A 20,643-nucleotide genomic window follows, 5' to 3' on the forward strand; every position below is an offset into this window, starting at 1 on the left:
GCAAACGCATCCAGCCGGTCAGCTGCCGGTCGTTGCCCGACAGCGTACACGCTCGTGTCACGCCCGGCGTCATTTGATCCTAGAAGAAGTATTCGATGGTCGGCGTCTTGCGCGCGGCGCCGACCGGGGCGGGAGGGGGAGCGGCGCGCTAGCGCAAACCCCGATAGACCCACTCGAGCAGCGCGTCGTGAGCCGCGCGTGCCTGCTCGGCGCGCGGGGCGTTGATGAGGCTGACGACGACGTAGCTTTGGCCGTTGTCCGCCGCGACGTAGCCGGCGATCGCGCGCACGTCGTTCAACGTGCCCGTTTTGATATGGGCGTTGCCGAGCACCGGCTCGTTGCGCAGCCGGTTGCGCATGGTGCCATCCACCCCGGCGATGGGCAGCGAAGCGACGAATACTTGCGCGACGGGGCTCGCGTTGGCGTTTTGCAGCAGATCGGCGAGCGAGCGTGCGCTCACATGTTCTTCGCGCGACAGGCCCGAGCCGTTCGCCAGCGTGAGACCGGGCATCGCCAGTCCTTGCGTGTGCAAGAAGCGCTCGATGACCTCGGCCGACTTCGCGGGCGTGGCGGGCGGCTTGTCCACCACGGCGCCGATCGTCAGAAACAGATTGCGCGCCATCACGTTGTTGCTGAACTTGTTGATGTCGCGAACGATGTCGCCCAGCACGGGGCCGCGGTGCGTCGCCACGAGCCGCGCGCCGGCGGGGACGGGGCCCTCGTGCGTCGTGCCCTCGAAGGTGCCGCCGGCCGAGCGCCATAGCGCGAGAAAGCCGCCGGCGAAGAACGCGCTGTGATCGAGCACGGCGACGTTGATCGTGCGCGGGCCGCAGCGCACGGGATAGTCGCCGGAGAACAGCGCGTCGACGGTGCCGTTCGCCTCCGGCGTAACGCTCGGCGTGAGCGCCATGTCGACGCCGACGCAAGCGCCGGGGCTCGCGCGCAGCGAGTTGTCGATTTGCAGTTGCGCGAGGGCCGGGAGGACGTCGATGGCGACGTTGCCGTCGGGCGAGGGCGTCAACGTAAACGAGAGCGATTTGAACGCATAGAGCAGCGGATCGGGGCCGACGTTGTAAGGCGCGGTCAGATCGCCGTCGAACGGCGGCAGGTCGCGGGTGGACGGATCGAAGAAGCGCTTGTCGAGCACGAGCGCCCCGTCGATGCCGGTGATGCCCCCTTGCCGGATTTTGTCGACGAGATCGATCAGCTCTTCCGGCACGAGCTTCGGATCGCCCGTGCCCTGAATGTAGAGGTTGCCGTGCAGCACGCCGTTGCGATCGACGTCGCCATCGGCATAGGCGCTCGTGCGCCAGCGGTAGCCCGGCCCGAGGATCGACAGGCCGGCGTAAGTCGTCACGAGCTTCATCGTGGACGCCGGCAGCATCGGGGTATCGGCGTTCAGCGCGACGAGCGGTGTGGGCTCGCCGATACGCTCGACCACGACGCTGATATCCGACATCGGCACGCCCGCGCGCTTGAGCGCGCCCGTGACCGAGACGGGCAACTGCGGCGTGCTGGCCGCGACGCGAGGGTGGCGATGAAACAGCTTGTGCGCGTGGGCCGGTGCGGCGAGGCCGAGTGCGCCGGCTGCCATTAGCGCGCAGGCGGTGCGCAGCAGCGCGGCGCCGCGCCGTTCGCGGCGAGCGCCGGCCGGCGGGGAAGGCCGCAAGGGCGACGAGGGCGACGAGGGCGACACGCAGGAGGCGCGAGAAGCGGAGAAACGTGGCGATGCGGCGACGGCGCGGCGGCGAGGCGAAAGAAGCGAGGCGAGCGTCATGAACAGGGCGATAGTGCGCGAAGACCGATAAGACCGATAAGGCCGGATGACAAGGGCGGGTAAGCGCGTTCGAGCGCGCGAAGCGCTCATTGTAGGGTGCAAGCGAGCGCAGATGCGCGTGAACTGTCGACGCCGGACCCGCTAGAATGCGCTATCTGATCGTTTCGGGTGCGTTGAGCAATGCGAATACTGCTAGTCGAAGACGACCGTATGATCGCCGAAGGCGTGCGCAAGGCGCTGCGCGGGGAAGGGTTTGCGGTGGATTGGGTGCAAGACGGCGAGGCCGCGCTGACCGCGGCGGGCAGCGAGACCTACGATCTGGTGCTGCTCGATCTGGGCTTGCCCAAGCGCGACGGGCTCGACGTGCTGCGTTCGTTGCGCTCGCGAGGTCATGCGCTGCCCGTGCTGATCGTCACGGCACGCGACGCGATCGCCGATCGCGTGAAAGGGCTCGATGCCGGCGCCGACGATTACCTCGTCAAGCCGTTCGACCTCGACGAACTCGGGGCACGCATGCGCGCGCTGATTCGGCGTCAGGCCGGACGCTGCGAATCGGTGATACGCCATGGGCCGTTGACGCTCGATTCGGCCGCGCACCAAGTCACGCTCGACGGGGCGCCCGTGGCGCTGTCCGCTCGCGAGTTCGCCTTGCTCGAGGCGCTGCTGGCAAGGCCCGGCGCCGTGCTCTCCAAGACCCAGCTCGAAGAGAAGATGTACGGATGGGGCGAGGAAATCGGCAGCAACACCGTCGAGGTCTATATTCATGCGTTGCGCAAGAAGCTCGGCGCCGACCTGATCCGCAACGTGCGCGGTTTGGGCTACATGATCGCGAAGGACTAGCGAGCGAGCCGGATCGTCGCGGGCGCTTCTTCCGGCCGTTGCCTTAAGCGCGCCCTCATCAGCCATATCGACCTTACTTGATGCATTGATGCAATCCATTCGCCGTCAACTGCTGTTCTGGCTGATCGGGATCGTTCTTGCGGGGGTGGGCCTTGCCGGTTGGCTCATCTACCGTCAGGCGCTCGCCGAGGCCAACGAACTATTCGACTATCAGCTGCAAGAGATCGCCGCGGCCCTGCCGTCCGAGCCGTTCGCGCAAATTTTCGGGGCGCATAACGATGCCGACGAAGGCATCGTCATCCAAATCTGGAGCCGCACCGGCTCGCTCATGTATTACTCGCATCCGCGCGCGCCCCTGGCCCCGCGGGCGGAACTCGGATTTTCGACGGAGCGCACGGACCGCGGCGATTGGCGCGTGTACGGGGCCATCGTCGGCGATAACGTCGTGCAGCTCGCGCAACCCTTGTCCGTGCGCAATCGTCTCGCCGCGAACGTCGCGCTGCGCACGCTGTGGCCGCTGATCGTCTTGCTGCCGTTTCTGGGCGTGGCGGTGTGGGTCGTGGTGGGGCGCGGGCTCGCCCCGCTCAGGCGCGTCACGCGGGCGCTCGACGCCCGGCGTCCCGAAGCGCTCGATCCGCTGCCCGAAGCGCGTCTGCCGCTCGAAGTGCGGCCGCTCGTGCGCGCCCTCAACGGTCTGCTCACTCGCTTATCGTCCGCGCTCGACACGCAGCGTGCCTTCGTGGCCGATGCCGCGCACGAGTTGCGCACGCCGCTCGCGGCCGTGCAGATCCAATCGCAGCTCGTCGCCCGCGCAGGGGACGCCGAGGCGCGTCGCGAGGCGCTGGCCGATCTGCAAGCCGGCGTCACGCGGGCCACGCGGCTGGCCGAGCAACTGCTCGCGCTCGCGCGGGCGGAACCCGACGCGAGCGCCGTCAAGGAAGCCGTCGACTTGCGCATGTTGCTCGCCGATTGCGTTGCCGCGCACGCGCCCATCGCCCAGCGCGCAGGCATCGATCTCGGTTTCGAGCAGTCGCAGCCGGCTACGGTGACGGCCGACGCCGATTCGCTGCGCGTGATGTTCGGCAATTTGCTCGACAACGCGGTGAAATACACGCCCCCGGGCGGTCGTATCGACGTGACGCTCGCCACCGACGAGGGCAGCGGCCGGCCCTGCGTGCAAATCGCGGACAGCGGTCCCGGCATACCGGCCGAGGAACGCGCGCGCGTGTTCGACCGGTTTTACCGCGACGCGTCGGCGCGCGCGCGCACGGACGTCTCGGGCAGCGGCCTGGGGCTCGCCATCGTCAAGCGCGTTGCGGCCCAGCACGGCGCCGCGATCGAACTCGGCGACGCGCCGCTCGGCGGCTTGCTCGTCACCGTGCGGTTTTAAGGATGGGGCGGCGCCAGGCCGGAATCGCCCGCTGGGACAGCCTGTCGGACGGTTTCACGGTTAAGTCTCCTTTAAGACAGGCCTTTTACTCTGCCTGACATCAAGCAAGGAGGCCCTTTCCTATGAACGCAAGAACGCTTTCTCGCGGTGCCATGGCGATTGCCGTTGCGGCCGCGCTGTCCGTGGGCTATGTCGCCGGTACGCGTCATGCCGATCCCCACATCATTTCGGCCGCGCAAGCCGCCGCCTTGATGCCGGCCGAAGCCGCCGCGAAAACGGGTATCCCCGATTTCTCCGGGCTCGTGGAAACCTACGGGCCGGCGGTCGTCAACATCAGCGCGAAACACGTCGTGAAGCAGACGGCGCGCCGCTCGATGCAGCAACTGCCGGTCGATCCCGACGATCCGTTCTACCAGTTCTTCAAGCGGTTTTACGGCCAGTTCCCCGGTTTCAACGGCGGCGACAACGGCGGTCCCGGCGCGCAAGAGGACGTGCCGAGCGCGAGCCTCGGTTCGGGCTTCATCATCAGCAACGACGGCTATATCCTCACCAACGCACACGTGGTCGACGGCGCGAACGTGGTGACCGTGAAGCTGACGGACAAGCGCGAATTCCGCGCGAAAGTCGTCGGCACCGACAAACAATCCGACGTGGCGGTGCTGAAGATCAGCGCGTCGAACTTGCCGACCGTAAAAATCGGCGATCCGAGCCAGAGCAAGGTCGGCCAGTGGGTCGTCGCCATCGGCTCGCCCTACGGCTTCGACAACACGGTCACCTCGGGCATCATCAGCGCGAAGGGGCGTTCGCTGCCGAACGAGAACTACACGCCGTTCATCCAGACGGACGTACCGGTGAACCCCGGCAACTCCGGCGGGCCGCTCTTTAACCTGCAAGGCCAGGTGATCGGGATCAACTCGATGATCTACTCGCAAACAGGCGGCTTCCAGGGCTTGTCCTTCGCGATTCCGATCGACGAGGCGATTCGCGTGAAGGACGAACTCGTGAAGACGGGGCACGTGAGCCGCGGCCGGCTCGGCGTGGCCGTGCAGGGCGTCAATCAGACGTTGGCCGATTCGTTCGGCTTGCAAAAGCCCGCCGGTGCGCTCGTCAGTTCGGTCGATCCGGGCGGCCCTGCCGCGAAAGCGGGGCTGCAGGCGGGCGACGTGATCTTGGCAGTCAACGGCACGGCCGTGAGCGATTCGACCGACTTGCCCTCGCAGATCGCGAGCATGAAGCCGGGCAGCAAGGCGACGCTCGATGTCTGGCGCGACAAGGCGAAGAAGCAGGTCACGGTCACGCTCGGTTCGCTGTCCGACACCAAGGTGGCCGATAACGGCACGAAGGCGTCGGAGCAAGGGCGGCTCGGTGTCGCGGTCCGTCCGCTCACGCCGCAAGAACGCAGCGGCACCTCGCTTACGCACGGGTTGCTCGTGCAGCAATCGAGCGGGCCGGCCGCTAGCGCGGGCATCCAGGCCGGCGACGTCATCCTGGCCGTCAACGGCCGTCCGGTCACGTCGGTCGAGCAATTGCGCGATGTGATCGCGAAAGCCGGCAACAGCGTGGCGTTGCTGATTCAACGCGATAACGCGCAAATCTTCGTGCCGGTCGATTTGGGCTGACGATTTGGGCTGACGTTTGCACGCATCGGCGCTCGAGCGCCGAGGGGCAGGCCGCATGACCGAACGCGGCCTGCCGGGAACGGTGTGTGCTTGCCTTTTCTCGTAGCGCCAATGTCGCGGGTAGCCAGGTGACGGGCGCGCAACTGGAAGGAGCGATGCAATGAAAACGCGAACCAGCAAGAAGGCGATGCTCGCCGCGGTTGCTGCGGCAACGGCACTCGGCTTTACCGCCGGCGCATGGGCGCAAGCCTCGGGCACGGTCGGCGGCACGACCACCGATATGACGAGTGCCGGCAACGTGAACGGCGGCGGTATGCCGCAAATCCAGCACCAGGGCGAAATCGCCTATGTCTCGGGCGGTGTGGGCACCGACGAATCGAATGCCCTCAAGCGCGCGGAGCACGAATGGCCGCTGGCCATGCGATTTACCGGGCCGGGCTCGGATTACCTGGCCGATGTCCACGTGCGCATCGTCGGTCCGCACGACGCCGACGTCCTAAAGGCGGACTCGCGCGGGCCGTATATGCTCGTGAAGCTGCCGCCGGGCCGCTATACGGTCCATGCGCGCTATAAGGACGACGACCAGACGCGAGCCGTCACCGTGTCGAAAACGCCCGGCGCGCGCGCGGACTTCCACTGGGACACGCAATAGCGCATCCGCCGCACTCATTCGTCTGCGCACTGCACGATAGAGGGCCGGCTGCCCACGCAGTCCGACTTTCGTCGATAATGAAGCCACGGGCGCCCGCTCGTGGCTTTTTTTGTGCGGTGCACACGGGCACCCGGCATACGCCTTGCAAGAGGAAAGCCATGACGAATGCCGATGCCACCCACCGTATCGAGATCGAGCCGAACCCTCACCGGCTGCGCGTCATTCACCGCGGCATCACCATCGCGGATACGCGACGAGGGCTGACGCTGAAGGAAACGGGCTTGCCCGACGTCTTCTACTTCCCACGGGAGGACGTCAACATGACGCGCCTGCATCGATCGGCGAGCGCCTCGCATTGCCCGTACAAGGGCGATGCGGCGTATTTCAATTTGCTCACGGAAGAGGACGGTCCTGTGGTCGATGCCGCGTGGAGCTACGAGTCTCCGCTACCGGGTGCGGATGCCATCAAAGGATGCGTGGCGTTCTACTCGTCGCGTGTCGACCGCATCGATCAAACCTCATAGGCGAGGCAGATCGAGGAAGCCGCCATGGAACTGACCGACGCGCTGCGTGTCCCGCTGCCTCCGTCCGCGGTGTGCGGCGCTTTGCAAGACATTGCCTTGCTGCGCGCCAGTCTCGAGAATTGCGAATCGTTCGGCCGGCTGCCGAGCGGCGAGTACGCGCTCACGCTCACGATTCCGCTGGGCCCTTTGCGCGCCCGCTATGACGTGCGCGCGCATCTGGCGAGCGCCGAGGCGCGGCTTGCGGCCGAGGCCCGAACGCCGGCCGATGCCTTGCACCGAACGCTCAATTTCAAGGCATGCGCGACCGGCGTCGGTTCGTTGCGCGGCCAGATCGATGTCGTGCTCGCCGGCGACGGGGCCGTCGAGGCGGGCGGCGAAGCCGATTCGACGCGGATCGAGTATTCGGTCTGGGCCACGCTGACCGGACCGCTAGCCGAGTTGCCGCCGCGCCAGATCGAAAACGCGCTGCACGAGTTGGCCGACGATTTCTTCGCCGAATTTTGCGCCGTGGTGGAAGCGAAGCACGGCAAGCGGGCCAACCGGGCCGCGGCCGGTCCGCGCCGTCAGCATGTTTTCTTAAGGCCGATCAATCTCGCCGGGCTCGGGCGCAAAACGTGGGAGCACAGCGCAGCGGCGGCCCTCGGCGGCCGCGCCGCGGGCACCCTGGTTTCGCCGCGCGGCGCGCAGGGCCTGCATCGCGCGCCTTCGCCCCAAGCCATGCCGGCGTGGGCTTGGGTGGCCATCGTCGTGCTCGTGGCCGTGCTGCTCTACGCGTTGCGCTGGCTCGCCTGAGCGGACTGCCCGCGCGACCTCCCTTCAAACGCCTCGAAACTCGCGCCGATAGCTCGACGGCGTGGTCTTGAATGCCTCGGCGAAGTGCTGCCGCAATGAGACCGCCGAACCGAAGCCGGCCGTGCCCGCGATCGCATCGACGCTGTCGTCGGTCGTTTCGAGCAATTGCTGTGCGCGCGACAGACGCGCCGACAGCAGCCAGGCGCCGACGGTCGTTCCCGTGGCCTGCTTGAAGCGGCGCGTGAACGTGCGCCGGCTCATCAACGCGCGCTGCGCGAGCGAATCGAGCGAATGCGGCTCGCGCAAGTTCGCCTGCACCCAATCGAGCAGGGCCGACAGCCGCTCGTCGCGTGCCCGAATCCCGATCGGCTGCTCGACGTATTGCGCTTGGCTGCCTTGCCGATGCGGCGGGACGACGAGCCGCCTTGCGACGTAGTTGGCCGCCTGCGCGCCGCAGCGGCGGCGCAGCAGATGCAGGCAGCAATCGAGACTCGCCGCGGTACCGGCAGAGGTCAGCACCTGGCCGTCGTCGATATAGAGCACGGCCGCATCGACGCGCACGGCGCGATAGCGGCGCGCGAACGCCTCCGCCCACGCCCAATGCGTCGTGGCGGGGCGGCCGTCGAGGATCCCGGCCGCGGCCAACACGAACGCCCCCAAGCACAACCCCACTATCTGGGCACCGCGCGCCTGTGCCCCGCGCAACGCATCGATCAACGCATCGCTCGGCGGCTCCAGCGCATTGCGCCAACTCGGCACGATCACGATATCGGCGGCGTGGACCGCATCGAGCCCATGTGGGGCGCCGATCGCGAAGCCGGCCGTCGTTTGCAGCATCCCGGGCGCCTCGGCGCAGACGCGGACGTCGAAGCGCGGCACGCCGCCCGCGCCGTAGTCTTCGCCGAACACGATGCAGGGCACCGACAGATGAAACGGGCTAATGCCGTCGAAGGCGACGACGGCAACGATGGGGGGCTGGACGGGCGAAGGGGCTAGCTGAGCGATGTGGGCTAGGTGCGTCATGACGAGGCTTCGTTTTCTTTTTTCGGAAGTAGGGGACAACGAACGCCGATGGCGGGGGCACGCCGATTGGCCCGATTATATCGATCAATGGCACTTGGGCCGCTGTCGGTGGTAAGCCGGTTTGGGAACAATGTGACCCATGCCCTCGCCGCGTATCGATCCCCGAACACGGCCGAGACGAAACGACGCTCAACCCGTACAACCCATCATTCAACGGAGATTCGCCATGTCCACCACGCCGCGCCGCGCCTTGATCGTCATCGACGTCCAAAACGAATACGTCACCGGCGAGCTGCCGATCGAATATCCGCCCGTGCAGGATTCGCTGGCTAACATCGGCCGCGCGATCGACGCCGCCCATGCCCACGCGATACCGGTGATCGTCGTTCAGCACCTCGAGGCAGCGGGCGCGGCGATGTTCGCACGCGGCTCGCATGGCGCCGCGTTGCATCCGGTCGTGGCGAGCCGGGCCTACGATCGCTTGATCGAGAAGACGCTGCCGAGTTCGTTCGCGGGCACCGATCTGGCCGATTGGCTCGCCGAGCAGGAGATCGATACGCTCTCGGTCGTCGGCTATATGACGCACAACTGCAACGTATCGACCGTGCTCCATGCGTCGCATGCCGGCATGAAGGTGGAATACCTGAACGATGCGACCGGTTCGCTGCCTTATGAAAACGACGCGGGCTATGCGAGCGCCGAAGAGATCCATCGCGCGTTCACCGTCGTCATGCACTCGCGGTTCGCGGCGGTGGTCGGCACCGGCGATTGGATTGCCGCCGTGAACGCAGGCAAGACGCTCGAGCGCGGATCGATCGGCGCGTCGAACAAGAAGGCGCGGGCATGTGCGGCAGCGCTCAGTGCATCGTGAGCAGGCCCACGGTCTCTTCCGATTTCCCGAGTTTGCGAGCTTCGTCGGCGAGATGCGCTTCCTATAATCGCTACTACCGCCATCGAACGCGCAGAGGGTAACCCCATGAGAAAGCGCCATCGCACTCGCACGTGTGTCGTCTTGGCAAGCGCCGTCGCGGCGCTTTCGGGCGCCCGAATGGCGTACGCCGAGGACGCCGCGTCCAATGCCGCCGCGGCGTCCGCGCCGCTGGCGCGACAAATCGATGTCTACGCGGTGTATGGCGACGGCAGCGCCACGAAGGGCGGAGACATGCGATGGCGCGCCTACGAAATCGGTTTCGGCGATGCGCTGACCAACACCCTCTCGGCCTATGTCGTCTACTTGAACGAAGGACACCCGTTCGATCATCACCGCGACGGCTTTGCCGCCTTGGGCGCGTTTCGCTGGCCGATCGGCAATCGCGTGAACGTCGAACTCTCGGCCGGGCCGTATTTCAGCATGGATACGACGCACGTCGGCGATGAGCCGCGCAACGAGAAGCGGTGGGGCGTGCGGGCCTCGGCAGCCGTGCGCTACTACCTGGTGCCGAACGGTTTCTTCTTGAAGTTGCAGTACAACCATGTCCAGATGATCGACGGATTCAATTCCGACATGGTGCTGTTCGGGATCGGTTCGGACTTCGCCGGCAACGCCAAGCCGGCGTTCTCCGACGGTAAGACGCAGGTGAGCGTCTGGGCCGGGACGTCGCAGACGAACCATCCCCAGGTGCCCATCGAGAAAGGCTATATGGTCGAAGTCAAACGGCCATTGGGCAACGCCTGGGCGTATTCGGGGAGCTTGCTCTACGAAGGCAACAATGGGGTGGCCGGCAGAAGAGGCGTCGCGGCGCAGTTCTGGTATGTCGCGCCGATCCTCGCCAAATGGACGGTATCGGCGGGTGTGGGCCCCTACCTCTCGTACGACCGCGACGAGCTTTCGCACAAGACGCGGCTCAATGGCTTGCTCAGTGCGCAAGTGAGCTACCAAGTCACGAACGATTGGGCCGCCAGCCTGCGCTTCAATCGCGTGGCAACCGGCAACGATAAGGACCAGGATCTGTTCATGGTCGGCTTGGCGCGCAATTTTTAGCGTTCGACGTCAGCCCGATCGGCGCGGACATCGAGACGACGCAGGTCTACGCACGGGTGAGCACCCGGGCGCTGAAGGATATCCATTCGGCTACGCATCCGGCGCGGCTTACCGTGCGACACTGAGGCCGGGAGGATGAGCCTCCGGCGACGGTGGCCGACTTGCTGGATGCACTGGACGCCGAGGTGCAGGCCGGAGCGCAGGAATAGGTGAACTTACGGGAGCGGTTAAAATGGCGCCATGCGTGACTGAGCTTAGGGGCCGAAAAATGGGAACGAGCTACGAAAAGGACGTGGTGGCCTGGGCCAACGAACAGGCTGCGTTGTTGCGCGCAGGTCAGTTCTCGGCGCTGGACATCGAGCACATCGCGGAGGAGATCGAGGACGTGGGCAAGAGCGAGCAGCGTGAGCTGGCGAGCCGCATGGCGGTGCTGTTGGCGCACTTGTTAAAGTGGCAATGCCAGCCGGAAAGGCGAGGTGCGAGCTGGCAGACGACACTGCGGATTCAACGAACGGCGATCGGGCGACGGCTGGACAAGACCCCGAGTCTGAAGCCCATGCTTAGCGATAGCGACTGGATTAGCGATATGTGGGGCGATGCCCGTCAGCAGGCAGCCGCCGAGATGCAGATCGGCGTGGCGCTGTTGCCCGAGTCGTGCCCGTGGTCGATGGCGCAGGTGTTGGACGAGGGGTTCCTGCCGGACTGAACGGTGACCTGCCGTATCCGAGCGGCCCTTCGTTGAAAGTGCTCGACCTGGTCGAGCACAAGGGCTTGGAAGCCCTGCTGTAAGTTGCTGCTGTACCGTCTCGGCCCAGTGCGCTTGCGATCGCGCTACCTCCTTAGCCGCTCTTGTGCGGCACTCCCCATCCCTTCTTACTATCCCGCCGGGCCGCTACGATCGGCCCGTCGGCGTTTGCGCGCTAGCGCGCTTTAACTTCCTTCGCTCGCGCCTCGACAGGCCGCAAAAACCGAGCAGTAGTACCTTGGGCGCCGGCCTAATTCACGCGCCGGTCCGACGCAATGCCCGGCTCGTCCGCAACGCATCGATGCACGCGTCGACGAACGCGTCGAGGTGCGACGCGAAATTGTCCGAGGCTGGCAACAGCAGCGTATCTCGCAAAAAGCCGCCGACGACGGCATGCACATACAACGCGCTGCGGCGCGTATCGAGATCGGCCGGCAACTGCCCCTTGCCGACCGCTAGGATCAAATCGGCTTCGATCTTGCTCACGCCCTCGCGCATGCTGGTTTGATGCCGTTCCTTGACCGGCCCCATCTCGTCGACGAACTCGCACTTCAAAAACAAGATATCGAACACGCGCCGGCGGCGCGGGTCGCCTGCGGCGGCTTGCAGGCACCACTTCAACACGCTGGCCAGCCGCGCCAGCGGATCGTCGTTGGCTGCTTCGGCCTCATTGGCGGGCGGCGCGCCGAGTTCGTCGAGCGGCAGCAGCACGCGGTCGAACATGGCGGTGAACAGATCGCCCTTGTTCTCGAAGTGCCAATAGATCGCCCCGCGCGTGACGCCGGCTTGGGCGGCGATATCCGCAAGCGACGTGCGCGATACGCCCTTGTCGTAAAACACCTGCTCGGCCGCATCGAGAATCCGGTTGCGCGTTTGCAGGGCTTCTTCCTTCGTTCGTCTGACCATTTTTTTGCCCGTGGGGAGGGCGTCTCAATGGGCGGACATCCGGCCGCCGTCGGTGCGTTGTCGCGAGTTTGCGTCGACCGTCAAGCACGGACGTGGCTCGGCAACATCATGTAATGATCGCCATTTTACATACAATCGAGAATGTATATAAAATACGCGGCGGCGTTTGAAGTGCCCTAACTGAAATCACGGGTATTATCGTCAGTCGTTTGCACGCGAGCCGGCTACATCGTCACGTGCATCGCGCGCCCTAGCGCGGCTCGCGCAGGCCATGGCGCCTGCGCCTAGCACCCGTGCCGGCGCTCATCGACTCACTCAAGCGTCTTGCGACGACCGTCGCGCCGCGCGCCTCGCGGGGGGAAGAGGCGCGACAGGATCATTTCGTTCCCAGTTATAGACCAGAGGTCGCTCCATGCGTGTCCAACCGGTTCCATTTCGCTTAATCTGCGCCGCCACCGCGGCCATGGCGCTCGCGGCCTGCGGACAAAAGCCGTCCGCCCCGCCCCAGCAAACGCCCGAAGTGGGCGTCATCACCGTGCAGCCGAGCGCGGTGCCCGTCGTGACCGAACTGCCGGGCCGTACCAGCGCGTTCCTCGTGGCGCAAGTGCGTGCCCGTGTCGACGGCATCGTCTTGCGCCGCGAATTCACCGAAGGCAGCGAAGTAAAGGCGGGCCAACGGCTCTATAAGATCGATCCCGCGCCGTATCAGGCCGCTTTGAACAGCGCGAAGGCGACGCTTGCCAAGGCGCAGGCGAATCTGGCCACCACGACGGCGCAAGCAAATCGCTACAAGGTGCTCGTCGCGGCGAACGCCGTCAGCAAGCAAGACTACGACAACGCCGTGGCCGCGCAAGGCCAAGCCGCGGCCGATGTCGCCGCGGGCAAAGCCAGTGTCGAGACCGCGCAGATCAACCTCGGCTACACGGATGTCGTGGCGCCGATCGGCGGCCGCACGGGTCTGTCGCAAGTCACGCCGGGCGCCTACGTGCAAGCGAGCCAGGCGACGCTGATGGATACGATCCAGCAGCTCGATCCCGTCTACGTCGATCTGACGCAATCGAGCCTGGACGGCCTGAAGCTGCGCCGGGAAGCGCAGGAAGGTCGATTGAAGACGAGCGGCCCGGGTGCCGCGAAGGTCACGCTGATTCTCGAAGACGGCCAGCCGTATCCGCTGCCGGGCAAGCTGCAGTTCTCGGACGTGACCGTCGATCAATCGACGGGCTCCGTGACGATCCGTGCCGTATTCCCGAACCCGAACCGCGTCTTGCTGCCGGGCATGTTCGTGCGCGCGCGCATCGAAGAAGGCGTGAACGAGCGCGCGATGCTCGTGCCGCAGATCGGCGTCACCCACGATCAGAAGGGCAGTGCGGTCGCCCTCGTCGTCAGTCCCGACGACAAGGTCGCGTCGCGTCAGCTCGTCACATCCGGCATGCGAGGCCCCGATTGGGTCGTCGACGGCGGCTTGCAGCCCGGCGATCGCGTGATTGTCCAGGGGACCGAAAAAGTCCACCCCGGCATGCAAGTGAAACCGGTCCCGGCCCAATTGCCGGCGGCTGCGACGGGCGCCCCGGCCAGCGGGGCCGCGCCGGCCTCGGGCGCGCAAGCGCCCGCCGCCTGAACACGGAGAGCCCGCAACAATGGCTAAGTTCTTTATCGATCGGCCGATCTTCGCCTGGGTGATTGCGATCATCCTGATGCTGGCGGGGATCGCGTCGATCTTCAAACTGCCGATCGCGCAATATCCGACCATCGCACCGCCGTCGATCCAGATCTCGGCGAGCTATCCGGGCGCATCGGCGAAGACGGTCGAAAACACGGTCACGCAGGTCATCGAGCAGCAGATGAGCGGCCTGGACCACCTGCTGTACTTGTCCTCGACGAGCGACGATTCGGGCACGGCCACGATCACGCTGACCTTCGACGCCGGCACGAACCCGGACATCGCCCAGGTGCAGGTGCAAAACAAGCTGTCGCTCGCGACGCCGCTGTTGCCGACGGTCGTGCAGCAGCTCGGCACGAAGGTGACGAAATCGAGCAGCAGCTTCTTGCTCGTGCTGGCCTTCGTTTCTCAAGACGGCAGCATGAGCCGGTACGATTTGGCCAACTACGTCGCGTCGCACATTCAGGATCCGATCAGCCGGCTCGACGGCGTCGGCACCGTCACGCTGTTCGGCACGCAATACGCGATGCGCATTTGGCTCGATCCCACGAAGCTGACGAACTACAGCTTGACGCCGGGCGACGTCGTCACCGCGTTGCAGCAGCAAAACGTCCAGATCGCGGGCGGTCAGTTGGGCGGCACGCCGGCCGTTCCGGGCCAGATGCTGCAGGCAACGATCACCGAGCAAACGCTGCTGCGCACGCCGAAGGATTTCGGCGACGTCATGCTCAAGGTGAACCCGGACGGCTCGCAAGTGCGCATCAAGGACGTCGCGCGCGTGGAACTCGGCGGCGAAACGTATAACTTCGATACGAAGTACAACGGGCAGCCGACGGCCGGCATGGGGATTCAATTGGCCACCGGCGCGAATGCGCTGCAAACGGCCAAGGAAGTGCGCGCGAAGATCGACGAGCTGAGCAAGTACTTCCCGCACGGTCTCGTCGTGAAGTATCCGTACGACACGACCCCCTTCGTTCGCCTATCGATCGAGGAAGTGATCAAGACGCTGCTCGAAGGGATCGTGCTCGTCTTCCTCGTGATGTACCTGTTCCTGCAGAACCTGCGCGCCACGCTGATCCCGACGATCGCCGTGCCCGTGGTGCTGCTCGGCACGTTCGCGATCATGAACGCCGTGGGCTTCTCGATCAACGTGCTGTCGATGTTCGGGCTCGTGCTCGCGATCGGTTTGCTCGTGGACGATGCGATCGTCGTGGTGGAAAACGTCGAGCGCGTCATGAGCGAGGAGGGCCTCTCGCCACGAGAGGCCACGCGTAAAGCGATGGGGCAGATTACCGGCGCGCTGGTGGGGGTGGCGCTCGTGCTGTCGGCCGTGTTCGTGCCGGTGGCGCTGTCGGGCGGCTCCGTCGGCGCGATTTATCGCCAGTTCTCGCTGACGATCGTCTCGGCGATGGTGCTGTCGGTGCTGGTGGCGTTGGTGCTGACCCCGGCGCTGTGCGCGACGATTCTGAAACCGGTCCAACCGGGCGAGCATGCGGCCACGACGGGCTTTTTCGGTTGGTTCAACCGCACGTTCGATCGCAGCCGCGACAAGTACCACAGCGGCGTGCACCACGTGATTCGCCGCTCCGGCCGCTGGCTCGTGATCTATTTGGCCGTGATCGTTGCCGTCGGCCTGCTGTTCGCGCGGCTGCCGAAGTCGTTCCTGCCCGACGAAGACCAAGGCCTCATGTTCGTGCTCGTGCAAACGCCCACGGGGTCGACGCAGGAAACGACGGAGCGCACGCTGTCGAACATCTCCGATTACCTGCTCACGAACGAGAAGTCGCTCGTGGAATCGGTATTCACGGTGAACGGCTTCAGTTTTGCCGGCCGTGGTCAGAACTCGGGCCTCGTGTTCGTGCGGCTCAAGGATTACGGCCAGCGTCAGCACTCCGATCAGAAGGTGCAGGCGATCATTCAGCGGATGTTCATGCACTACTCGCGCTACAAGGACGCGATGGTGTTCCCGGTGAATCCGCCGTCGATCCCGGAATTGGGTACGGCTTCGGGCTTCGACTTCGAATTGACCGACAACGCGGGCTTAGGCCACGACACCTTGATGGCCGCGCGCAATCAGTTGCTGGGGATGGCGGGCAAGGATCCGACGCTCATGGGTGTGCGGCCGAACGGGCTTAACGATACGCCGCAGTTCAAGGTCGACATCGATCGCGAGAAGGCGCAAGCGCTCGGAGTGTCGCCTCAAGCGATCGACCAGACCTTCTCGGTGGCGTGGGCGTCGCAATACGTCAACAACTTCCTCGATACGGACAACCGGATCAAGAAGGTGTACGTGATGGCCGACGCGCCGTTCCGCATGTCGCCCGAGGATATGAGCAAGTGGTACGTGCGCAATACGTCGGGCACGATGGTGCCGTTCACGTCGGTCGCATCGGGCCATTGGACGTTCGGTTCGCCGAAGCTCGAGCGCTACAACGGCATTTCGTCGATGGAGATCCAAGGCTCCGCCGCGCCGGGCAAGAGTACGGGCCAGGCGATGCAAGCGATGCAAAAGATCGCGGCGAAGCTGCCGGCCGGTATCGGCTATGCGTGGACGGGGCTCTCGTTCCAGGAAATCCAATCGGGCTCGCAAGCGCCGATTCTTTACGGCGTGTCGATTCTCGTCGTGTTCCTGTGCTTGGCCGCGCTCTATGAAAGCTGGTCGATTCCGTTCTCCGTCATCATGGTGGTGCCGCTGGGCGTCATCGGTGCGCTGTTGGCCGCGACGCTGCGCGGGCTCGAAAACGACGTGTTCTTCCAGGTCGGTCTGCTGACGACGGTGGGCTTATCCGCCAAGAACGCGATTCTGATCGTCGAGTTCGCGCGCGAGCTGCAGCGTACCGAAGGCATGGGGCCCGTCGAGGCGGCGATGGAAGCCGCACGCTTGCGGCTGCGTCCGATCTTGATGACGTCGATGGCGTTCATTCTCGGCGTGCTGCCGCTTGCGATCAGCAACGGTGCGGGCTCCGCCAGCCAGCATGCGATCGGCACGGGCGTGATCGGCGGGATGCTGACGGCCACGTTCCTCGCGATCTTCTTCATCCCCATGTTCTTCGTCGTGATTCGTGCGAAGTTCGGGGGCGAGACGGAAGACGTCGACCAGGCGGCTCGTCTGGCCGAGGCGCACCATGGAGGCCACGCGCCGGGCTCGGGCGAGAACAAGAACGGCGATGAAGGACACTGAGATGAAACGATATTCCTTGATTGCGCTCGCCGTCGCGGTGCTGGCGGCCGGTTGTACGTTCGAGCCGAAGTACGAGCGGCCGGCCGCGCCCGTGTCGGGGGCGTTCCCGGCCTCGGGCGTCTATGCGACGCAGCCGACCACGACAGCGGGCGACACGGCCCAGGGGCGCGCGGCCGTCGATATCGGCTGGCGCGAGTTTTTCTCCGATCCGCGCCTGCAGCGCATCATCGAACTCGCGCTTGCGAACAACCGCGACTTGCGCGTGGCCGTGTTGAACGTCGACGCGGCACGTGCGCAATACCGGATCACGCGCGCGCAGTTGTTCCCGGCGATCAATGCGCAAGGCACCAAGCAGGTCCAGCGCACGCCGTTGGATTTGTCGCCTAGCGGTAAAGCGATCTCGCAGGAGTACCAGGCGGGCTTCAACGCTTCGTGGGAGATCGACTTCTGGGGGCGCATTCGCAGTTTGAAGGATCAAGCGCTCGAGAAATATCTGGCCACCGCGCAAGCGCGCAAGGCCGCCGAGATCGCGCTCGTGTCGCAGGTGGCGCAGCAATACTTGCAAATGCTGGCAGTGGACGATCTGCTGAAGATCACCGACGACACGTTGAAGACGGCCGAGGCATCGTATTCGCTCACTAAACTGCAGTTCGACAACGGTACCGGCTCGGAACTCGACTTGCGGCAAGCGGAGACGGTCGTCGAGCAGGCGCGCGCGAATCAGGCGGCACAGGCGCGCGCACGGGCGCAGGCCGAGAATGCGCTGGTGCTGCTCGTCGGCCAACCGTTGCCCGACGATCTGCCGGCAGGCCGCAACCTCGACGATCAGCGTTTGCTCACCGATATTCCGGCAGGCTTGCCGTCCGATCTGCTTACGCGCCGGCCCGACATCATGGAAGCCGAAGCGACGTTGCGCGCGGCCAATGCGAACATCGGTGCGGCGCGCGCGGCGTTCTTCCCGCGTATCTCGCTGACGGGCAGCGTGGGGTCGGCCAGCCCGACGCTGGGCGGTTTGTTCAAGGCTGGGTCGGCCGCGTGGACGTTTGCGCCGCAGATCACGCTGCCGATTTTCGAGGGGGGACAAAACTTGGCCAACCTCGATCTCGCCAACGTGCAAAAGCGGATCGAGATCGCCAATTACGAGAAGGCGATTCAGTCTGCGTTCCGCGAAGTGGCCGACGATTTAGCCGCACGCAGCACCTACGATGCGCAGATTCATTCGCTCGAGCGCACGACGTTCGCGCAGTCGCGTACGCTCGATCTGTCGCAACTGCGGTACAAGAATGGCGTGGATAGCTATCTGCAAGTGCTGACCGCGCAGACGAACCTTTATACGGTGCAGCAGGCACTCGTGAACGCGCGCGTAGCGCGGCTCGATAACCTCGTCGCTTTGTATGTGGCGCTCGGCGGCGGCTGGATCGCGGACACGGGCGAGACGCCGCGGCCCGCCGATGCGCCGGCGACGGTGGGGGCGGCTTCGGCGAGTGGGGCGGCGTCGGGTTCGGCTTCGGCGAAGTCGTCGGGGTGAATCCAAACACATTCGAGCACGGAAAAGCGGCGATCGGTAAGGGTCGCCGTTTTTTTTTGGGGACGCGCTATTCCTCGCTTACCCATTCTGCATAGTCGAAGTTTCCGTATTTCAGGAAGCGTACGATGCGTTTTAGTGGTTCGGTGTGAAATAACTCTATAGAAGTTGAGTTGATAAAGATTACGCTGTACGATGCGCCGATTTTGAGCGCGCGTATCAGCGCCACTTTGCGTATTTACCTGCGCGACTCGGTGGCTACGCCAACACAGAAAGAGCCACCGCCACCCACAAGGGACGCCCGAATACCGGCACAAGGCTGAGAACGTCAGCATTGCGACGTATGAGGGCGCGAGCGAAAACGAGGCGTGGGGCATTTTTCTGCCGGGCGACCGAGTCCGCGTCATGATTACTGACGGTAACTTGAACGGTGGCAGCAACCCGAACAACCGCCCTGCCGATACCGACCCCTACACCGCGCAGGGCTCGCTCGACGAAGAATGGAACCGGCAGTATAGAAAGGGAGGAGTGAATTGAAGATTCAATGGCACGAAGCGATGCGAGAAGCCGCAAACGGGGGGATCCGTAAGCGCGCTAATGTGCGATTGCGCTTTGCAAAGGTCGCAGCGCTGCCGATTCTTTGCATGTCACTTGTCGCCTGCGCCGTGGCGCCGTCGGCTGCCGTAGCACCGGCGGATCTACCTCGGCATGTCGCACTGCTGTCGGGAGACACCATGGCGCTGAACTATACACCTTGGTACATCCATAGCTTTGCAATAACCGGTCCTCAAGGAAGCGGGATTGGTGGCGGGGGGCCGAACGTGATGCCGGTAAAGTCGAATGGCAGGCCGTCCGGTGGTGGTGCGGGGGTCTGCTGCACTAGCATTCCGGAAGAATGGCAGCCGGACCTGAGGTTAACGGTGCGATGGCTGGTGGATAAGAAGCAAGACGGGAAGACGCCGGGATACTGGTACAAGGCCGAGAAGGTTCGGATCGCACAGTACAACGGCGAGAATGCCGGGGGCGTATGGGGCATCTTTCTGCCCGGCGACCGCGTACGCATCATGGTATCCGACGGGAATCAAGGTGGCGGCAACAATCCAAACGACCGCCCAGCTGACAACGATCCCTACATCGCGCAGGGCGTGCTAGACCGAGAGTGGAACAGGCTGTACAGAAAGGGAGGGGGGGAATGACGATCCAATGGCCGGAGGTGATGCCGGACGGTGGACGGCTGCAACTATCGCAAAGCGAAGATGCATTCAAGGTCGGGGCGCTACGCATGCATGACGAAACTCGGTCATGCCAGCAGACCCTTCAGGTCAGTCTTTTCTTCGACGGCACGAACAACAACGACGCGGCCGATAATCCCCTGCGGGACTCGCTTAAGCGAACACATACGAATGTCGCACGGCTTTTTAACGTCGCACATGACGATGTCGACAATGGTGTTTTCAAATTCTATATTCCAGGTGTTGGCACGCCACTCCCCGAAATAGGAGAAGACACCTATCTGCAGATGGGCAAGGCAATGGCCAAGGGCTTCAACGCGCGCTGTCTGCTGGGGTACGTCCGTGTTCTGAATGCTGCGTACCTCGCGATAGCGCCGGACAAGAGCCTACCACTGATTTCGTTCAAAAAATCGGGGACCCTTTGCGGCGCGGCTGACAACGGCAATATGAGCGTATTCGATGAACCGCTCCAGACTCTAGGCATTACGCACAAACTCGCCGTAGACAACGATCATCCACCCCGCACCATCAAAAAAATCTGGATCAACGTCATCGGCTTTTCGCGCGGCGCGGCGTGCGCCCGTGCGTTCGTCCACAAGTTGGTAAACGAATGGGCCCCAGGGGGCAATCTCGTGCCCAAGTTCGGAGGCAAATGCGCACTGCAATACCAAGTGAACTTCTTGGGACTGTTCGATACGGTTGCGTCCGTAGGTCCGCCCGACTCCACTCGCGCGACCGTCAACATCGGCTCGTTCGACGGACACTTCGCCTTCGCCAACAACGGAGCCATGCGCAT

At 64.5% G+C, this 20,643-nt stretch carries 18 protein-coding genes and 1 pseudogene; 16 read left to right on the top strand and 3 right to left on the bottom strand.

Annotation, left to right across the window (positions count from 1 at the left end; all coding sequences use genetic code 11):
- Positions 1–148: 148 nt before the first annotated feature.
- Complete coding sequence (gene dacB / locus ACTHN9_RS25135) at positions 149–1,777, bottom strand: D-alanyl-D-alanine carboxypeptidase/D-alanyl-D-alanine endopeptidase (RefSeq protein WP_440539528.1); 1,629 nt, start codon at positions 1,775–1,777, stop codon at positions 149–151.
- Between the two features lie 180 nt (positions 1,778–1,957).
- Between dacB and ACTHN9_RS25140 the strand changes: the two genes are divergently transcribed.
- The 6 genes from ACTHN9_RS25140 to ACTHN9_RS25165 all read left to right on the top strand — a co-directional run bounded on the left by ACTHN9_RS25140 (position 1,958) and on the right by ACTHN9_RS25165 (position 7,594).
- Positions 1,958–2,617, top strand: coding sequence for a response regulator (locus ACTHN9_RS25140; RefSeq protein WP_440539529.1), 660 nt, complete (start codon positions 1,958–1,960; stop codon positions 2,615–2,617).
- A gap of 88 nt (positions 2,618–2,705) precedes the next feature.
- Positions 2,706–4,007 (top strand): ATP-binding protein, encoded by a 1,302-nt coding sequence (locus ACTHN9_RS25145; protein WP_440539530.1) that lies wholly within the window; start codon positions 2,706–2,708, stop codon positions 4,005–4,007.
- 122 nt (positions 4,008–4,129) lie between these two features.
- The gene (locus ACTHN9_RS25150) at positions 4,130–5,626 is read left to right on the top strand and encodes a DegQ family serine endoprotease (RefSeq protein WP_440539531.1); all 1,497 of its coding nucleotides are present in this window, start codon (positions 4,130–4,132) and stop codon (positions 5,624–5,626) included.
- A gap of 160 nt (positions 5,627–5,786) precedes the next feature.
- Positions 5,787–6,278: a carboxypeptidase regulatory-like domain-containing protein gene (locus tag ACTHN9_RS25155; RefSeq protein ID WP_440539532.1), complete on the top strand. Its 492-nt coding sequence runs from the start codon at positions 5,787–5,789 to the stop codon at positions 6,276–6,278.
- 158 nt (positions 6,279–6,436) lie between these two features.
- Positions 6,437–6,802 (top strand): DUF427 domain-containing protein, encoded by a 366-nt coding sequence (locus ACTHN9_RS25160; protein WP_440539533.1) that lies wholly within the window; start codon positions 6,437–6,439, stop codon positions 6,800–6,802.
- 24 nt (positions 6,803–6,826) lie between these two features.
- Positions 6,827–7,594, top strand: coding sequence for a CoxG family protein (locus ACTHN9_RS25165; RefSeq protein ID WP_440539534.1), 768 nt, complete (start codon positions 6,827–6,829; stop codon positions 7,592–7,594).
- A gap of 24 nt (positions 7,595–7,618) precedes the next feature.
- On the opposite strand, the gene ACTHN9_RS25170 is transcribed toward ACTHN9_RS25165, so the two are convergent.
- The gene (locus tag ACTHN9_RS25170; RefSeq protein ID WP_440539535.1) at positions 7,619–8,617 is read right to left on the bottom strand and encodes a GlxA family transcriptional regulator; all 999 of its coding nucleotides are present in this window, start codon (positions 8,615–8,617) and stop codon (positions 7,619–7,621) included.
- 226 nt (positions 8,618–8,843) lie between these two features.
- On the opposite strand from ACTHN9_RS25170, the gene ACTHN9_RS25175 reads away from it, so the two are divergent.
- The 3 genes from ACTHN9_RS25175 to ACTHN9_RS25185 all read left to right on the top strand — a co-directional run bounded on the left by ACTHN9_RS25175 (position 8,844) and on the right by ACTHN9_RS25185 (position 11,304).
- Positions 8,844–9,488, top strand: a complete 645-nt coding sequence (locus ACTHN9_RS25175; RefSeq protein ID WP_440539536.1) for a cysteine hydrolase family protein — start codon at positions 8,844–8,846, stop codon at positions 9,486–9,488.
- 105 nt (positions 9,489–9,593) lie between these two features.
- On the top strand, positions 9,594–10,598 hold the full coding sequence (locus tag ACTHN9_RS25180; RefSeq protein WP_440539537.1) for a hypothetical protein: 1,005 nt from the start codon (positions 9,594–9,596) through the stop codon (positions 10,596–10,598).
- A gap of 268 nt (positions 10,599–10,866) precedes the next feature.
- Complete coding sequence (locus ACTHN9_RS25185) at positions 10,867–11,304, top strand: DUF29 domain-containing protein (protein WP_440539538.1); 438 nt, start codon at positions 10,867–10,869, stop codon at positions 11,302–11,304.
- Positions 11,305–11,598: 294 nt separating this feature from the next.
- Here the strand turns inward: ACTHN9_RS25185 and ACTHN9_RS25190 are convergent, their stop codons facing one another.
- Positions 11,599–12,249: a TetR family transcriptional regulator gene (locus ACTHN9_RS25190; protein ID WP_440539539.1), complete on the bottom strand. Its 651-nt coding sequence runs from the start codon at positions 12,247–12,249 to the stop codon at positions 11,599–11,601.
- Between the two features lie 412 nt (positions 12,250–12,661).
- On the opposite strand from ACTHN9_RS25190, the gene ACTHN9_RS25195 reads away from it, so the two are divergent.
- The 7 genes and pseudogenes from ACTHN9_RS25195 to ACTHN9_RS25225 form a co-directional block, all read left to right on the top strand.
- Positions 12,662–13,867: an efflux RND transporter periplasmic adaptor subunit gene (locus ACTHN9_RS25195; protein WP_440539540.1), complete on the top strand. Its 1,206-nt coding sequence runs from the start codon at positions 12,662–12,664 to the stop codon at positions 13,865–13,867.
- A 19-nt stretch (positions 13,868–13,886) separates the two neighbouring features.
- Entirely contained in the window at positions 13,887–17,090 is a 3,204-nt protein-coding gene (locus tag ACTHN9_RS25200; protein ID WP_440539541.1) for an efflux RND transporter permease subunit, read from the top strand.
- 1 nt (position 17,091) lies between these two features.
- A complete protein-coding gene (locus ACTHN9_RS25205; protein ID WP_440539542.1) occupies positions 17,092–18,618 on the top strand; it encodes an efflux transporter outer membrane subunit in 1,527 nt (508 codons plus the stop codon).
- A 255-nt stretch (positions 18,619–18,873) separates the two neighbouring features.
- Positions 18,874–19,008: pseudogene (locus tag ACTHN9_RS25210) on the top strand (hypothetical protein); the annotation flags it as partial.
- A gap of 12 nt (positions 19,009–19,020) precedes the next feature.
- Positions 19,021–19,152 carry a hypothetical protein gene (locus tag ACTHN9_RS25215; RefSeq protein WP_440539543.1) on the top strand — a complete coding sequence of 44 codons (132 nt, stop codon included), beginning with the start codon at positions 19,021–19,023 and terminating at the stop codon, positions 19,150–19,152.
- Positions 19,149–19,811 (top strand): DUF3304 domain-containing protein, encoded by a 663-nt coding sequence (locus ACTHN9_RS25220; protein ID WP_440539544.1) that lies wholly within the window; start codon positions 19,149–19,151, stop codon positions 19,809–19,811. The genes ACTHN9_RS25215 and ACTHN9_RS25220 overlap by 4 nt, the downstream gene beginning before the upstream one ends.
- Positions 19,808–20,643, top strand: an 836-nt coding sequence (locus ACTHN9_RS25225; RefSeq protein ID WP_440539545.1) for a phospholipase effector Tle1 domain-containing protein, incomplete at its 3' end; no start/stop codon positions are given. The genes ACTHN9_RS25220 and ACTHN9_RS25225, both read left to right, overlap by 4 nt.

Origin of the sequence: Trinickia sp., assembly GCF_051953405.1 — a bacterium.
Lineage (GTDB): Bacteria > Pseudomonadota > Gammaproteobacteria > Burkholderiales > Burkholderiaceae > Trinickia.

Excerpts from the sequence above, each read along its gene's own strand:
- ACTHN9_RS25150 (WP_440539531.1), top strand. The coding sequence starts at position 4,130 with ATGAACGCAAGAACGCTTTCTCGCGGTGCCATGGCGATTGCCGTTGCG.
- ACTHN9_RS25145 (WP_440539530.1), top strand. The coding sequence starts at position 2,706 with ATGCAATCCATTCGCCGTCAACTGCTGTTCTGGCTGATCGGGATCGTT.
- ACTHN9_RS25205 (WP_440539542.1), top strand. The coding sequence starts at position 17,092 with ATGAAACGATATTCCTTGATTGCGCTCGCCGTCGCGGTGCTGGCGGCC.
- ACTHN9_RS25200 (WP_440539541.1), top strand. The coding sequence starts at position 13,887 with ATGGCTAAGTTCTTTATCGATCGGCCGATCTTCGCCTGGGTGATTGCG.
- ACTHN9_RS25190 (WP_440539539.1), bottom strand. The coding sequence starts at position 12,249 with ATGGTCAGACGAACGAAGGAAGAAGCCCTGCAAACGCGCAACCGGATT.
- ACTHN9_RS25140 (WP_440539529.1), top strand. The coding sequence starts at position 1,958 with ATGCGAATACTGCTAGTCGAAGACGACCGTATGATCGCCGAAGGCGTG.
- ACTHN9_RS25160 (WP_440539533.1), top strand. The coding sequence starts at position 6,437 with ATGACGAATGCCGATGCCACCCACCGTATCGAGATCGAGCCGAACCCT.
- ACTHN9_RS25215 (WP_440539543.1), top strand. The coding sequence starts at position 19,021 with ATGATTACTGACGGTAACTTGAACGGTGGCAGCAACCCGAACAACCGC.
- dacB (WP_440539528.1), bottom strand. The coding sequence starts at position 1,777 with ATGACGCTCGCCTCGCTTCTTTCGCCTCGCCGCCGCGCCGTCGCCGCA.
- ACTHN9_RS25155 (WP_440539532.1), top strand. The coding sequence starts at position 5,787 with ATGAAAACGCGAACCAGCAAGAAGGCGATGCTCGCCGCGGTTGCTGCG.
- ACTHN9_RS25165 (WP_440539534.1), top strand. The coding sequence starts at position 6,827 with ATGGAACTGACCGACGCGCTGCGTGTCCCGCTGCCTCCGTCCGCGGTG.
- ACTHN9_RS25185 (WP_440539538.1), top strand. The coding sequence starts at position 10,867 with ATGGGAACGAGCTACGAAAAGGACGTGGTGGCCTGGGCCAACGAACAG.
- ACTHN9_RS25170 (WP_440539535.1), bottom strand. The coding sequence starts at position 8,617 with ATGACGCACCTAGCCCACATCGCTCAGCTAGCCCCTTCGCCCGTCCAG.
- ACTHN9_RS25175 (WP_440539536.1), top strand. The coding sequence starts at position 8,844 with ATGTCCACCACGCCGCGCCGCGCCTTGATCGTCATCGACGTCCAAAAC.
- ACTHN9_RS25195 (WP_440539540.1), top strand. The coding sequence starts at position 12,662 with ATGCGTGTCCAACCGGTTCCATTTCGCTTAATCTGCGCCGCCACCGCG.
- ACTHN9_RS25180 (WP_440539537.1), top strand. The coding sequence starts at position 9,594 with ATGAGAAAGCGCCATCGCACTCGCACGTGTGTCGTCTTGGCAAGCGCC.